The sequence below is a fragment of the Rhodopseudomonas sp. genome (assembly GCF_013377015.1).
In the GTDB taxonomy this organism is placed as follows: domain Bacteria; phylum Pseudomonadota; class Alphaproteobacteria; order Rhizobiales; family Xanthobacteraceae; genus JARJEH01.
Genome location: NZ_JACABA010000002.1, coordinates 708,982 through 723,047 on the forward strand (window position 1 = coordinate 708,982; position 14,066 = coordinate 723,047).

11 protein-coding genes and 2 pseudogenes are annotated in these 14,066 nt (G+C 62.2%); 1 reads left to right on the plus strand and 12 read right to left on the minus strand.

Annotated features, from left to right (window positions below; translation table 11 throughout):
• Positions 1-454: 454 nt before the first annotated feature.
• From HXX15_RS11810 to HXX15_RS11845, 9 genes and pseudogenes are all read right to left on the minus strand, one after another.
• Positions 455-2,170, minus strand: coding sequence for a hypothetical protein (locus tag HXX15_RS11810; protein WP_296516246.1), 1,716 nt, complete (start codon positions 2,168-2,170; stop codon positions 455-457).
• Positions 2,171-2,206: 36 nt separating this feature from the next.
• A pseudogene (locus HXX15_RS23175) lies at positions 2,207-2,884 on the minus strand (SIR2 family protein); the annotation flags it as partial.
• Positions 2,885-3,161: 277 nt separating this feature from the next.
• Positions 3,162-3,797 (minus strand): class I SAM-dependent methyltransferase, encoded by a 636-nt coding sequence (locus HXX15_RS11815; RefSeq protein ID WP_296516247.1) that lies wholly within the window; start codon positions 3,795-3,797, stop codon positions 3,162-3,164.
• A gap of 258 nt (positions 3,798-4,055) precedes the next feature.
• A complete protein-coding gene (locus tag HXX15_RS11820; protein ID WP_296516248.1) occupies positions 4,056-4,475 on the minus strand; it encodes a secondary thiamine-phosphate synthase enzyme YjbQ in 420 nt (139 codons plus the stop codon).
• A gap of 10 nt (positions 4,476-4,485) precedes the next feature.
• Positions 4,486-5,106: a hypothetical protein gene (locus tag HXX15_RS11825; RefSeq protein WP_296516249.1), complete on the minus strand. Its 621-nt coding sequence runs from the start codon at positions 5,104-5,106 to the stop codon at positions 4,486-4,488.
• A 156-nt stretch (positions 5,107-5,262) separates the two neighbouring features.
• Complete coding sequence (locus HXX15_RS11830) at positions 5,263-6,966, minus strand: cache domain-containing protein (RefSeq protein ID WP_296516916.1); 1,704 nt, start codon at positions 6,964-6,966, stop codon at positions 5,263-5,265.
• A 126-nt stretch (positions 6,967-7,092) separates the two neighbouring features.
• Positions 7,093-7,422, minus strand: a pseudogene (locus HXX15_RS11835) (PAS domain-containing protein); the annotation flags it as partial.
• A gap of 365 nt (positions 7,423-7,787) precedes the next feature.
• Positions 7,788-9,113: a replication-associated recombination protein A gene (locus tag HXX15_RS11840; RefSeq protein WP_296516250.1), complete on the minus strand. Its 1,326-nt coding sequence runs from the start codon at positions 9,111-9,113 to the stop codon at positions 7,788-7,790.
• On the minus strand, positions 9,110-10,504 hold the full coding sequence (locus HXX15_RS11845; protein ID WP_296516251.1) for a DegQ family serine endoprotease: 1,395 nt from the start codon (positions 10,502-10,504) through the stop codon (positions 9,110-9,112). The genes HXX15_RS11840 and HXX15_RS11845 overlap by 4 nt, the downstream gene beginning before the upstream one ends.
• 217 nt (positions 10,505-10,721) lie before the next feature.
• Here HXX15_RS11845 and HXX15_RS11850 point away from each other — a divergent pair, with 217 nt between their 5' ends.
• A complete protein-coding gene (locus HXX15_RS11850; protein WP_296516252.1) occupies positions 10,722-11,735 on the plus strand; it encodes a zinc-binding alcohol dehydrogenase family protein in 1,014 nt (337 codons plus the stop codon).
• Positions 11,736-11,929: 194 nt separating this feature from the next.
• Here the strand turns inward: HXX15_RS11850 and rplQ are convergent, their stop codons facing one another.
• The 3 genes from rplQ to rpsK all read right to left on the minus strand — a co-directional run bounded on the left by rplQ (position 11,930) and on the right by rpsK (position 13,976).
• Entirely contained in the window at positions 11,930-12,343 is a 414-nt protein-coding gene (gene rplQ / locus HXX15_RS11855) for a 50S ribosomal protein L17 (protein ID WP_296516253.1), read from the minus strand.
• 117 nt (positions 12,344-12,460) lie between these two features.
• Positions 12,461-13,492: a DNA-directed RNA polymerase subunit alpha gene (locus HXX15_RS11860; protein WP_296516254.1), complete on the minus strand. Its 1,032-nt coding sequence runs from the start codon at positions 13,490-13,492 to the stop codon at positions 12,461-12,463.
• Between the two features lie 94 nt (positions 13,493-13,586).
• On the minus strand, positions 13,587-13,976 hold the full coding sequence (gene rpsK / locus HXX15_RS11865; protein WP_006021048.1) for a 30S ribosomal protein S11: 390 nt from the start codon (positions 13,974-13,976) through the stop codon (positions 13,587-13,589).
• Positions 13,977-14,066 lie beyond the last annotated feature (90 nt).

Genomic DNA, 14,066 nt, shown 5'->3' on the forward strand with positions numbered 1-14,066 from the left:
CGCCGACCGGCGCGCCTGGATCGAGTGGCCGCAGCATGAATCCCGGAACGCCGGGACCCAGAGGCCGCGGAAACGCCTGCCGGCGCTCCACCGCGGCGTCTTTTCGCCCCGGGGCCGTGCTTCCGGGCACAGGCGCGAGCCCATTGACCCGCTGATCCCGGCGGATTTCCCGCCGTTCACCTGTGCCGCGTCCAGCCAACTAACAAGTGGCAGACCCCCGTAGTGGGGCCGGACGGCGACCCAGGGCGTCCCGAGTGCGCGCGGTGACGTCCACCGCCCGCCCGCAGGCGCCGCACCCCGCTCCGCCCCAAGACGTCTCATGAAACGCCCCTCGGTGAGCGAGGTGGGGCTGGGTATATGGTCCTATAGGAATATTGTCAAGAGTGTTATTGTGCAGAACCCGATACCCGCTCCGCTAAACCAAGTAGCCGGGGACGCGCATGGAATTCTCACCTCATATGAGTCGGCGAATGTTGCGTGCCTCCTCTATGAGGCCAACATCCCTTGGAAATGCCGCTAAGGCCCGATCAACTTGAGAACCTATTTTGCGCTTCTGATCGTTCGAAAGAACGGCGTTATTCCTACAAGCCTCAGCCAATCCCTGAAATAAAATCATAAAGGGGTGAACAGATGCACGATTCTTGGTGCGCTCGATTTCACTGGCTCGGCACAGACTATCTATTGCCTCGTCCAATTCCCTTGCGTGAACCTGTCTTAATACACGCATCTTTCCAAATAATATACGACCGATAGTTGTCGTCGTGAACTGATGGTCTGGCTCAATAGTCTTAGCAAAACGAGCGTGCTGTACGGCGAGTTCTGCAAGCTTTCTTCGTTCGTTTCCATCGGCGGATTCGTTCGCGCATTCCAAACGAAATTGCGCAATCTGATGCCAGTACCGCGAATTCCATTCCCAATCCTTCTTCGCCTCTGCATAAAATTCTTCCGCACCCTTCATTCCCAACAAAGGTTTCACGACATCGTCAAAATCAAATAGTCTCGACGCGATACGGCAGCAAGGATCCCCTCGCACAATAGCAGGAACGCTCACTCTTGGCCGAATGGCCTCCGCAAGCCTCCTAAAGGCCCGAAGAACACGTTCTGGTTTTTGGCCCGCAAATCGCTTTAAAAGCGTGTCCGACACCGCCTCGTTCAGCGGAGTTACAAATTCAGAATCCGAGACAACTTCCAACTTAAGCGGAAGCGGCTGGTCGCCCTCAGTTTGAATATCAACCTGGTATTCGGGAAACTGCCTGCTAATTAAGTCATATTCAATTCCCTGCCGATAACAATGAGCAGCAAGCGCAGCAAAAATATAGCAATCGGCATCCTTTGGTGTCGCATCAGCTACCGAACGATCGACTATCGTCGCCAGCGGCTCAAAGTTATTTAGTATTCGGCAGCATGCGATCGCGATCAGCTCCTCCTTCAAAGGGAAGCGATTTGAATCAGTTCCTCGCGAGGCAGCAAGACCGTAGTTTGTATAAGCCTTGACCAAGTCTTGCGCCAGACTTTCGCCAATTGGCGTAAGCGCCTCGCTTTGAAGGAAAGTCTTTCCAAACACACGCTCGACGTGGCTTAATCGATAGTTTCTTTCAGCTCCAACGAAGGTTATGGGGTTTGACTTCAAAAGCTCGCGTAGTGTCGAAACCTCACCAACGTGATCCGCAAAATTGTCGATAAAAACAAAGCAGCGGCCTCGGATGGCCTTAAAAATGTTCGCAGCGGAATTTATTCGAATGCGTCCAACCGACCTAAGCCAAAAGCATAGATGACCCGATTGAGCGATATTCCATGCCATACGACGTAGAGTGGTGGATTTTCCTGCTCCAGCTGCTCCGTCAATTATGAAAGTCGACGTGGTGGAGCGAAGCACCCGCGACTGCCAATCGGACGTCTGCGTTCGAGCCAAATCCCGGTCATTCTGAATGTCTTGCCATGTTGCAGCATGTCCATAAGCGAAGTTTGTGCCGCCATCGCCGCCAGAGGGTAAATGGTCAGGGACGCGTTCAAAATCGGAATGGAATTCTGCAAGTTCAATGGGCTTGACATCTAATTTTGATAGATCACCTAAGTTATCCTCAATCGCGTCGGTCACCGAAGGACGAACTGGAAACCGAGAATCAATCTCGGAAAGGAATTGCAGAGCAGTACCCTCGTAAAGAGCCATATCGTACTCCTTACAATCTTGAGCCGTTCCAGCGTCGGGAGCAGGTTCAATAATTAGGGATGGAGGACGATCTGCACGCGCGATCACATTGGCCCTGTCAGATAGAAAGAAACTTAGGTCGGGCTCCTCAAGAGACGTGCCTAGCACAATGAACGGTTCGGTTCGGATCAAATCCCCCAAGACGTGGGCCCAAATATTATTCTGAGCCACTGTGCGCATGTATGATTTTATATCAAAAACGTAGCTGTCTTCAGAACGCCTGGACCACCCATGTAAATGCACAATAGGAAGGATGCGAAGATCTCTGATGCTCTCATAAGGTTGATTGTAATTTATGGGCTTATGTGACTGTACGGGAAGACTTGTCCTTTCGTAAGCTCCCTCTAAAGCGTCATCCACGTTGAGCGTAAAAATCCGCTTCCATCGGAAGCGTGCGATAGCATTTACAGTGTCTCCAGGAATGCAATTTGCAAATCGTCTAGTGATTAGTTCATCAACTTGACTTGGCCGCATCGATCGGTAAAGACGATTGAGAGATGAACCTTTGCGAACATCTGGAAGGGCATCTTGAAGTGCCTCCATTAGCCCGAAGGTCGAGGGGCATTTCACCTTGGGATACCCCGATTCGCTATCGAGGCTAGCGCCTGCCCCGATTAGGAGATTGTATCTCCCTGACTTAACAGCGTCACCGATCTTGTCCCAGGGCAAAGTCATCGCTACCACTCATGTTGCAAAGAACAAAAATCAACAAATCAATATAATAGCAAGAACGACGGGGAGTCTGCGCTTCCCTTCTATATTTCTCTATTTAGACGCGATCCCACTGCATGATAATGAACGTATCGTACCAGAGTCGCGCACTGGCGCAATGGCATCTCATCAGCAATCGTAGCCCGCATATCGCTGCGCCCATGCGGGCTACGAGTTCATACGGGCTGTTGCCGATCGCCTTGTTGACGAACGCCTTTGCAACGCGAGCCAGACGCATTCCTCACCCCCGTGGCACCCAGATATGCGTGCCCCATAGTCCCCGGTGCTGTCGCGGTGAGCCGAGGTAGCGCAGCGTCGGCATCTTGTCGAACAGGGAACGCTCGCGCGCGTTCTTGTAGATGATGTAGTAGTTCGCCCGCCTCAGTTTCAAGAGATTGTCCCGCACCCGCTCCATCACCTGCCGGGAGAACGGGTTGAACATATACAGCACGAAGGGCTCGTCGCGGAACGCATAGGCGCCGGCGTCGCCATGGACGATGCCGATATTTTGGAAGCCGGAGGCCGCGACATTGCGGGCGGCCGCCGCCGCCAGCTCGTCGGCGAATTCGACGCCGGTGCAGGATTGAAAACCGAGCTCGGCGGCGACGATCAGCATCCTTCCCTTGCCACAGCCGAGATCGACGAAGCGATAGCCGGCGGGCGCAAGGCCGATGAATTTGACGCAATCGCGCAACACGCGCGGGTCGCTCGCCTGATAGCGCTCGCCATATTGGCGGCTGGCGTGGCGGATGGTGAGATTGTCGAGCGGCACGCCCGCATCGGTCTCGGTGCCGTATTTTCGGTCCCACTCGGCCGCCGCCGCGTGATCGCTGTGGTCACGCCCGGTCAGAAGATTTTGCACCCAGGAGAACAGCATCGGCCCGCTCACGCGATGGCGGAGTGTGATGGATGTTGCGGACATCGCGTTTGATGCCGGTCAAATCACTGGAGGTCGTCATTCCGGGGCGCAGCTCGGGCGCCGCAGGCGCGCGAGCTGCGAACCCGGAATCCGGCGCCAAGCTGCGACGCCGCGACCATCTGCGGGATTCCGGGTTCGCGCGCAGCTGGCGCTGCGCACGCCCCGGAATGACAGTGGTGGTGTTGCTGCCACCGTAGCCCGCATGAGCGCAGCCCTCTACTCGCCGATGATCTTGATCAGCACGCGCTTCTTTCGGCCGCCGTCGAATTCGCCGTAGAAGATCTGCTCCCACGGGCCGAAGTCGAGGCGGCCGTCGGTGATGGCAACGACGACTTCGCGGCCCATGATCTGGCGCTTCATATGGGCGTCGGCATTGTCTTCACCGGTGCGGTTGTGGCGATAGGACGCAACCGGCTCGTGCGGCGCCAGTTTTTCCAGCCAGAGTTCGTAGTCGGCGTGCAGGCCGCGTTCGTCGTCGTTGATGAACACCGAGGCGGTGATGTGCATGGCGTTGACCAGCACCAGCCCCTCGCGCACGCCGCTGTCGCGCAGCGCGGCCTCGACCTGCGGCGTGATGTTGATGAAGGCGCGGCGGCCAGGGGTCTCGAACCACAGCTCCTTGCGGAACGACTTCATCGGCGCGGCCCTAGCGACCGCCGATGAAGATCGGCGACTGGCCGGGCAGCAGCGGTGAATTGATGTCGCTGTCGAGGCGGCCGGTCTGCTGCTGCACGTAGCCGGCCTCGAACGACAGACTGAAATTGGGCGCCGGCTGAAACGCGATGCCGGCGCGGGCGCTGTAGCCGGCCGCGGTGCCGGCGTCGGTGCTGAACGGCGCCAGCGGGCCGCCGATGCCGGGGTTGGTCTTCAGGGTGTCGAAGCCGGCATAGAGCGTGACCGGCAGATCGCCGGCGCCCTTGAAATTGTAGCCGGCCAGCGCGCCCTGATAGGACAGCGACCCGACATTGCCGAACGCGCCGGCCTGGCCGAGGCCGCTCAAGCCGATGCCGCCGCTTTCGCCGCGGACAAACAGGCCGGTCGGAAAATTGGCGCGCCAATCGCCGCCGCGGCCATCGGCGGCGTCGAAGCTGGGGAAATTGCTGTAGATCTCCGCGCTGCCGGTTTCGGTCGCACCGCCGCCGAAGCCGAATGGCCCGCCCGGGATCCAGTAGCGCACCGGCGCGACCTGGGCGCGGGCCACCTGCGCGCCCAGGCACAGTGCCGCGACGGCCATGGCGAGCGTGCATTTAGCTGCGAAGGTCGACATCCGGGCTACCGTCGAAATACCCCGAAATTATACACGTCGCAGCGAGCGAACGCCAGCAAGCGGAGCCCGGACGCGTGACGCGCCATCGGGTCCTCCGGCGCGGCCGCGATCCGCGGCATCCGCTGGTCCGGCGCGATCGGGAGCCGGACGCTGTCGTCAGCCGGCGCGCACCGAGTCGAGGAATTTGCCGACCTCGAGCTTGAGCCGGTTGCTGTCGCCGGACAACGACTGCGCCGACGCCAGAACCTCGGACGACGCCGATCCGGTTTCGCTGGCGCCGCGCTGCACGTCGGTGATGTGAGTCGAGACCTGCTGGGTACCTTGCGCGGCCTGCTGCACGTTGCGGGAAATCTCCTGGGTCGCCGCGCCCTGCTGCTCCACCGCCGCAGCGATCGCGGAGGAAATCTCCGAGAGCCGTTCGATGGTGCCGCTGATCTCCCGGATCGCGCCGACCGATTCCTGGGTCGCGCCCTGGATGCTGCTGATCTGCTGGCCGATCTCGCCGGTGGCCTTCGCGGTCTGCTCGGCCAGCGCCTTGACTTCGGATGCCACCACGGCAAAGCCGCGGCCGGCTTCGCCGGCCCGCGCCGCCTCGATGGTGGCGTTGAGCGCCAGCAGATTGGTCTGCCCGGCAATGGCGTTGATCAGTTCGACGACGTCGCCGATCCGGGCGGCCGCCTTCGACAATTCGCCGACGCGATCGTTGGTGCTGCGCGCCTGATCGACCGCCTCGGCGGCGATCCGCGCCGATTCCTGAACCTGGCGGCTGATCTCGGTGATCGACGAGGCCATCTCCTCGGTGGCGGACGCCACCGACTGGACGTTGGTGGAGGCCTCCTCGGAGGCCGCCGCCACCATGATGGTGAGTTCCTGCGCGCGTTCGGCGGTCGCGGTCAGCGTGCCCGCGGAGGCTTCGAGTTCGGTCGAGGCCGACGACACCGTCTGCACGATCTCGCCCACCGCGCTCTCGAAATCATCCGCCATCTTGATCATGTCGGCCTTACGCCGGGCAACGGCGCGTTCCTCCGCCTCCCTGCCCTCGGCTTCCAGCGCCTGACGGGCGACCGCGTTGCTCTTGAACACCTCGACGGCTTTCGCCATCTCGCCGACTTCGTCGTGGCGGTCGAGGCCGGGGATCTTGGCGTCGAGCCGGCCACGCGCGAGCGCATTCATCGTGGTCGTCATTTGCCGCAGCGGCCCGGTGATACGGCGGGCGACCACGATCGACACCGCCAGCGTGATCAGCAGCACCAGCCCGGCCGCGATCAGCCCGCGCTGCGCGGCAGCCCAGCTCTGCGCCCGGAGGTCGTCGATGTAGACGCCGGTGCCGATCACCCAGCCCCACGGCGCGAAGCCGGTCACATAGGACAGTTTCGGCTGCGGCTTGTCGAAACCCGGCTTCGGCCACTCGTAGCCGACGAAGCCCGCGCCGTCCTTCTTCACGACGTTGACGGCCTCATTGAAGAGAGCCTTTCCGTTCGGATCCTTGAAGGTCGAGATATCGGTGCCGTTCATTTCCGGCTTCATCGGATGCATCACCATCCGCGGCTGCATGTCGTTGACCCAGAAGTAATCGTTGTTGCCGTAGCGCAGCTTCGCGACCCGCGCCAGCGCCCGCTTTTGCGCCTCGGCGTCCGCGACGCCGTCGGTCTGCACCGCCGCGTGTTCTTCCTTGACGATGCCGAGCGCCAGCTCGGTCATGTGCTGCAGTTCGATCTGCTTCTGCTGCTCGAGGCCTGACGCCAGTTCGCGCGAGTCGAGCAGCGCGATTCCGACGACGCCGATGAAACTGAGGCCGATCAGCGCATAGATCTTGCGGCTGAGGGTCATCCTGAACCGGCCCAGCAGCGAATCCGCCAGCGAGGTCTTGCGAATGAGGCCAGCCTTGACGGTGTATTTTTGCGCCTGCTTGGCGCGGATCAGCCCGTAGACATGCTCGGCTTCCCTGCGCTGTTCGACGGGCAGCTTGGTGCGGATCGACATGTAGCCGACGATCTCACCGTTTTCCCAGATCGGCGTGACGGCGGCCTGGACCCAGTAAAAGTCGCCATTCTTGCGACGGTTCTTGACCGCGCCGGACCACGGCATGCCGGTCTTGACCGTGGCCCAGAGGTCGTCGAACGCCTCCGGCGGCATGTCGGGATGGCGCACGATGTTGTGCGGCTGTCCCATCAATTCCGCTTCGGAAAAGCCGGAGGCATCCACGAACTGCTTGTTGAAATAGACCAGCTTGCCTTTGGGGTCGGTCTTCGAGACGATCAAGGCGCCGTCGGCGAGCGGATATTCGATATTGGTGACCGGAAGATTCGTGCGCATTTTGATATCCCTCAGGAAATTCGCGGAATCATCCGAAGATCGAGAACCGACACGGATGGTTGTTTGCTGACGAGGACGACGAGACTTACAGCTCCGCCGCCTCGAAGCATTAGGACGCGGGTGGCGCTGCGGCACAGAGATTGAACACCGGCTGTCGCGAACGCATGCAGCGGCACAAATTACTGCCGCACATTCTAAGCTGGTCTTAAGCAACGACCACGTAGTACTACGGGAAAAGTCAGGAAGATATCACTTCGACGGTACTCTCTCAACAGCCAGCGTACTAAGCGCAGCCCCAATGACCGAAGCGACATCCGTTCCTGCACGGTGCAGCCGATTCTCGCATACCGCCTCGCTGCGGCGAATTATTTGCTGCTGCGCAGCTTCGCCCAGTAGTCCAGCCGCTTGCGGATCTCGCGTTCGAAACCGCGATCGGGCGGATCGTAAAAGGTCTGGCGACCCAGCGCTTCGGGGAAGTAGTCCTGCCCGGAAAAACCCTCCGGGGTGTCGTGGTCGTATTGATAGCCGCCGCCATAGCCTTCGGATTTCATCAGTTGGGTCGGCGAATTCAGAATGTGCTTCGGCGGCAGCAGCGAACCGCCCTCTTTCGCGGCGCGCATCGCCGCCCCATAGGCCTTGTAGGCGGCGTTGGATTTCGGCGCGGTGGCCAGATAAATCACCGCCTGCGCGATCGCCAGCTCGCCCTCCGGCGAGCCCAGAAAATCATAGGCGTCCTTGGCGGCGTTGCAGATCACCAGCGCCTGCGGATCGGCGAGGCCGATATCCTCGACCGCCATGCGGACGACGCGACGGGCCAGGAACAGCGGGTCCTCGCCGGCATCCAGCATGCGGCACAGATAGTACAACGCGGCATCGGGATCGGCGCCGCGCACCGATTTATGCAGCGCCGAGATCAGATTGTAGTGGCCGTCGGCCGACTTGTCGTAGATCGGGGCGCGGCGCTGCAGGATTTCCTGTAGCTGCGCGGCATTGAAGATCTCGTTCGCGCGCGCGGCGCGCCAGACTTCTTCCGCCAGCGTCAGCGCGGCGCGGCCGTCGCCGTCGGCCATCCGCACCAGCACGCTGCGCGCCTCGTCATCGAGCGGCAGCTTGCGACCCTCGACCGCTTCGGCATGCGCATAGAGCTTTTCGATCGCGGCGGCGTCGAGCGAATGAAACACCAGCACCCGGGCACGCGACAGCAAAGCGGCGTTGAGCTCGAACGACGGATTCTCGGTGGTGGCGCCGACCAGCACCACGGTGCCATCTTCCATCACCGGCAGAAACGAATCCTGCTGCGCGCGGTTGAAGCGATGCACCTCGTCGACGAACAGCAGCGTGCCCTTGCCCATCTCGCGGCGGGCGCGCGCGGCGTCGAATACTTTCTTCAGATCGGCGACGCCGGAGAACACCGCGGAGATCTGCTCGAAGTGCAGCTCGGTGGCGTCGGCCAGCAACCGCGCCACCGTGGTCTTGCCAGTGCCGGGCGGGCCCCAGAAGATCAGCGAGCCGAGCGTGCGGGTTGCCAGCATTCGCGTCAGCGCGCCGTCGGGGCCGAGGATGTGATCCTGGCCGACCACGTCGGACAGCTGCCGCGGGCGCAGCCGGTCGGGCAGCGGATGCGGCGCCTCGCGCTCGAGGCCAGCGGCGGCGAACAGGTTGGTGGATTCGTGCGGGCGTTTCGGGCTCATCCGCCGAGCGTGACGTTGATCTGCTGGCCGCCACGCACCAGCGTGATGCGCCAGATCCGCGCCGCTTCGCTGGTGGCGCGCTCCAGATCGCTGGTCCTGGCGATCTTCCGGTTGTTGACCGCCAGAATGATATCGCCCTTCTGGAAGCCGACGGAGGCGGCGGCGGCGTCATCGGCGAGATCGGTGACTACCACGCCCTCGACGCTGGGATCGAGCCGCAACTCGTCGGCGACCGCCGGCGAGATATTGGCGACCTTGGCGCCCTGGAACGGCGAGCGCGATGTCAGCACGATCTCGTTGCGATCGCTGTCGGGCGCGGTTTCCAGCGGAATCGCCAGCTTGATCGGCTTGCCGCCGCGCTGCACGTCGATCTCGGCTGTGCCGCCGAGCGGCCTCGTCGCAAAGCGATAGTCGAACGCATTCGGATCGTCGACCGGAAAGCCGTCGATCGCCACGATCAGGTCGCTCAGTTTCAGCCCGGCCCGTGCCGACGGGCTACCCGCCGTCACGCTGGCGACCAGTGCGCCGCTCGGCAGCTTGAGGCCGAGCGTTTCGGCGATCTCCGGCGTCACCGCCTGCAGCCGCGCGCCGAGCCATGGCCGCTTCACCGCCTTGCCGCCGCTCTTCGCCGAGGCCACGACGACGCGGACCATGTTGGCGGGAATCGCAAAGCCGATGCCCTGCGAGCCGCCGGAGCGCGAGAAGATCGCGGTGTTGATGCCGACCAGTCTGCCGGTCATGTCGACCAGCGCGCCGCCGGAATTGCCCGGATTGATCGCGGCGTCGGTCTGGATAAAGAACTGATAGTCGGTGATGCCGACCTGCGTGCGCGCCAGCGCCGAGACGATGCCGTGAGTGACGGTCTGGCCGACGCCGAACGGATTGCCGATCGCCAGCACCACGTCGCCGACCAGCAACTCATCCGAGTTGGAAAAATCCAGCGTCGGGAATTTCTCCTTGCTGTCTTTCAGGCGCAGGATCGCCAGATCGGTCCGGCTGTCTTTCAGCACGATCTCGGCCTCGAATTCGCGCTTGTCGGACAGCGACACCTTGACCTGGTCGGCGCCTTCGATGACGTGGTTGTTGGTGACGACGAGACCCGACGGATCGACCATCACGCCGGAGCCGAGCGAGCGCTGCATCTGTTCCGGCTGGATGCCACCGCCGCCGAAGAAGCGGCGGAAGATCGGGTCCTCCAGCAGCGGGTTGCGATTCTGGATCACCTTGGCGGCATAAACGTTGACCACCGCCGGCTGCACCCGCTGCACGATCGGCGCGTAGCTGAGCTTCAGCTCGGTCGGCGAGACCGGAACGCGGCGGTCCTGCGCGGATGCGGACAGCGACGCCGCCAGTGTGAGCACCATGGCCGACAAGATTCGTAGGACTGTCATGACAGGATTCCGGATTGGGACAGAATGGATATAGGGATCGCCGCGCGCGACCGGAAGCAATTACGAAGGCTGGATTGTAGCCGTTTTGCGCCCCAACGGGCGGCCAAATCACCTCGCCGCGACCATATCTTGTTCGGCCGGATGCTTGCAATTGGCCGGCGGAACGACACCTATTGGCGGCGCGGCGGACCGCCGCCGTATTCAGGAGAACCGCCGAATGAAGGCCGTTGGCTATACCAAATCGCTCCCGATCGAGGCGCCGGATGCGCTGATCGATATCGAGACCGCAAAGCCGGAGCCGCGAGCCCGCGATCTCCGCGTCGCGGTGAAGGCGATCTCGGCCAATCCGGTGGATTTCAAGGTCCGCAAGCGCGCCGCGCCGCCCGAAGGCGAGACCAAGATTCTCGGCTATGACGCCGCCGGCATCGTCGACGCGGTCGGTTCCGACGTGACGCTGTTCCGGCCCGGCGACGAGGTGTTCTACGCCGGCGCGATCAACCGCCCGGGCACCAATGCGGAATTTCATCTGGTCGACGAGCGCATCGTCGGCCGCAAGCCGACATCGCTGTCGTTCGCGCAGGCCGCCGCCCTGCCGCTGACCTCGATCACCGCGTGGGAGTTGCTGTTCGACCGGCTCGGCGTGGCGCCCGGCAAGAGCCATGACCCGCGCACGCTGCTGATCGTCGGCGGCGCCGGCGGCGTCGGCTCGATCCTGATCCAGCTGGCGCGACGGCTCACCGGGCTCTCCATCGTCGCCACCGCGTCGCGGCCGGAGACGACCAAATGGTGCCTCGAACTCGGCGCCCATGCGGTGATCGATCACACCATGCCAATGCAGCCGCAGATCGAAGCGCTGAAACTGCCGCCGGTGGCGCTGATCGCCAGCCTGACCGGCACCGACCAGCATTTTCCGGCGCTGGTGGAAATCCTTGCGCCGCAGGGCAAAGTCGCGCTGATCGACGATCCGGCGACGCTGAACGCGATGCTGCTGAAGGGCAAGGCCGCTTCGCTGCATTGGGAGGCGATGTTCACCCGCAGCACGTTTGAGACCGCCGACATGATCGCGCAGCATCATCTGTTGAACGATGTCGCCGACTTGATCGACAAGGGCGTGCTGCGTACCACGCTGGAGCAGACTTTTGGGATAATCAACGCCGCAAATCTGAAGCGCGCCCACGCGCTGCTGGAAACCGGCAAGTCGGTCGGCAAGATCGTGCTGGAAGGCTGGTAGGTCCACAAACCAAAGCCGTCGTCGCCCGGCTTGACCGGGCGACCCAGTCTTGCAGAGCGCTGGTGGTCGATCGCTGACGCTCTGGAATACTGGATCCCCGCTTGCGCGGGGATGACGATTCAGAGGATCCGCTTGAATAACAAAAAAGCGGCGCTTGCGGCGCCGCTCTTTCAGAAACTCGATAGAGGCGGAGCTTACGCCGCAGCGGCGCTGCCCTGCGCCGGACCGGAATCGAGGCCCTTGGCATCGACGTCGCGGTCGACGAACTCGATCACCGCCATCGGCGCGTTGTCGCCGTAGCGGAAGCCGGCCTTGATGATCCGGGTGTAGCCGCCCTGGCGGTCGGCGTAGCGCTTGGCGATGACGTCGAACAGCTTGCGGACCTGATCCTGGTCCTTCATTTCGCTGATCGCCTGACGGCGCAAATGCAGACCGCCCTTCTTGCCGAGCGTGACCAGCTTCTCCACGATCGGGCGGAGCTCCTTGGCCTTCGGCAGCGTGGTGACGATCTGCTCGTGCTTGATCAGCGACGCGCACATGTTGGCGAACATCGCTTTGCGATGCTCCGCGGTGCGGTTGAGCTTCCGATGAACCTTGCCGTGACGCATGATAAAATCCTCGTATTCAAACTGTCGCGACGGTTCGTCGGACTTTTTGCTCAGGTGGGCTGCCTGCGTTCGCCCGGTAGCAACGGCCGGATGATCCGGCCATCGCGCAATTCAAGCCTAGTAGTGATCCTCGAAGCGCTTGGCGAGCTCGTCGATATTCTCCGGCGGCCAGCCCGGCACTTCCATGCCGAGATGCAGACCCATCTGGGCCAGCACTTCCTTGATTTCGTTGAGCGACTTGCGGCCGAAGTTCGGGGTCCGCAGCATTTCGGCTTCCGACTTCTGCACCAAATCGCCGATATAGACGATGTTGTCGTTCTTCAGGCAGTTCGCCGAACGCACCGACAGCTCGAGCTCGTCGACCTTCTTGAGGAAGGCCGGGTTGAAGGCCAGATCCGGGATGATCTCCTGGGTGACTTCCTTGCGCGGCTCTTCGAAGTTGACGAAGACGTTGAGCTGATCCTGCAAGATGCGGGCGGCATAGGCCACCGCGTCATCCGGCGAGATCGCGCCGTTGGTCTCGATCGTCATGGTCAGCTTGTCGTAGTCGAGGATCTGGCCCTCGCGGGTGTTCTCGACCTTGTAGGAGACCTTGCGGACTGGCGAGAACAGGCTGTCGACCGGGATCAGGCCGATCGGCGCGTCTTCCGGACGGTTGCGGTCGGCGGCGACGTAGCCCTTGCCCGACGCGACGGTGAATTCCATGCGGATCTCGGCGCCCTCGTCGAGGGTGCAGATCTGCAGGTCGGGATTGAGCACCACGACGTCGCCGACGGTCTGGATGTCGCCGGCGGTCACGGCGCCGGGGCCGGACTTCTTCACGACCATGCGCTTCGGGCCTTCGCCCTGCATCTTGATCGAGATGTCCTTGATGTTCAGCACGATGTCGGTGACGTCTTCACGCACGCCGGCGATCGAGGAGAACTCGTGCAGCACGCCGTCGATATGCACCGACTGTACCGCCGCGCCCTGCAGCGACGACAGCAGCACGCGGCGCAGCGCATTGCCGAGCGTCTGGCCGAAGCCGCGCTCGAGCGGCTCGGCGACCAGGGTCGCGAAGCGGGTCGGATCGGTGCCCGGGGTGACCACGAGCTTGTTCGGTCGGATGAGCTCTTGCCAATTCTTCTGGATCGTCACTGTTTCACCCATGCCAATAGGAATCTCTGGCTTTGGAGATCGCGGAGCAGTCCGCGCGATAGCATCGAAATAGGCGCCGGCGGAATCGCCGCCAGCGGTACAAAAATCAGACGCGCCGGCGCTTGCGCGGACGGCAGCCATTGTGCGGGATCGTGGTGACGTCGCGAATCGAGGTCACCGTGAAGCCCGCGGCCTGCAAAGCGCGCAGCGCCGATTCGCGGCCCGAACCCGGACCCGCGACTTCGACTTCCAGCGTGCGCATGCCGTGCTCCTGCGCCTTCTTGGAGACGTCCTCGGCTGCGACCTGCGCCGCATAGGGAGTCGACTTGCGCGAACCCTTGAAACCCATCGTGCCGGCCGACGACCAGGCAATGGTGTTGCCCTGCGCGTCGGTGATGGTGATGGTCGTGTTGTTGAACGACGAATTCACGTGCGCGATGCCGGATGCAATGTTCTTGCGCTCGCGACGGCGGACGCGTGTGGCTTCCTTGCCCATTTCAAAACCTTTCCTGTGATCTCAACGCCGCCGTAGTGCCAGCGGCTACACCAAAACGAATTGCAGATAGCGAGCGGCGATTCCTCGCCG

Excerpts from the sequence above, each read along its gene's own strand:
- HXX15_RS11810 (WP_296516246.1), bottom strand. The coding sequence starts at position 2,170 with ATGGCTCTTTACGAGGGTACTGCTCTGCAATTCCTTTCCGAGATTGAT.
- HXX15_RS11815 (WP_296516247.1), bottom strand. The coding sequence starts at position 3,797 with ATGCTGTTCTCCTGGGTGCAAAATCTTCTGACCGGGCGTGACCACAGC.
- HXX15_RS11820 (WP_296516248.1), bottom strand. The coding sequence starts at position 4,475 with ATGAAGTCGTTCCGCAAGGAGCTGTGGTTCGAGACCCCTGGCCGCCGC.
- HXX15_RS11825 (WP_296516249.1), bottom strand. The coding sequence starts at position 5,106 with ATGTCGACCTTCGCAGCTAAATGCACGCTCGCCATGGCCGTCGCGGCA.
- HXX15_RS11840 (WP_296516250.1), bottom strand. The coding sequence starts at position 9,113 with ATGAGCCCGAAACGCCCGCACGAATCCACCAACCTGTTCGCCGCCGCT.
- HXX15_RS11845 (WP_296516251.1), bottom strand. The coding sequence starts at position 10,504 with ATGACAGTCCTACGAATCTTGTCGGCCATGGTGCTCACACTGGCGGCG.
- HXX15_RS11850 (WP_296516252.1), top strand. The coding sequence starts at position 10,722 with ATGAAGGCCGTTGGCTATACCAAATCGCTCCCGATCGAGGCGCCGGAT.
- rplQ (WP_296516253.1), bottom strand. The coding sequence starts at position 12,343 with ATGCGTCACGGCAAGGTTCATCGGAAGCTCAACCGCACCGCGGAGCAT.
- HXX15_RS11860 (WP_296516254.1), bottom strand. The coding sequence starts at position 13,492 with ATGGGTGAAACAGTGACGATCCAGAAGAATTGGCAAGAGCTCATCCGA.
- rpsK (WP_006021048.1), bottom strand. The coding sequence starts at position 13,976 with ATGGGCAAGGAAGCCACACGCGTCCGCCGTCGCGAGCGCAAGAACATT.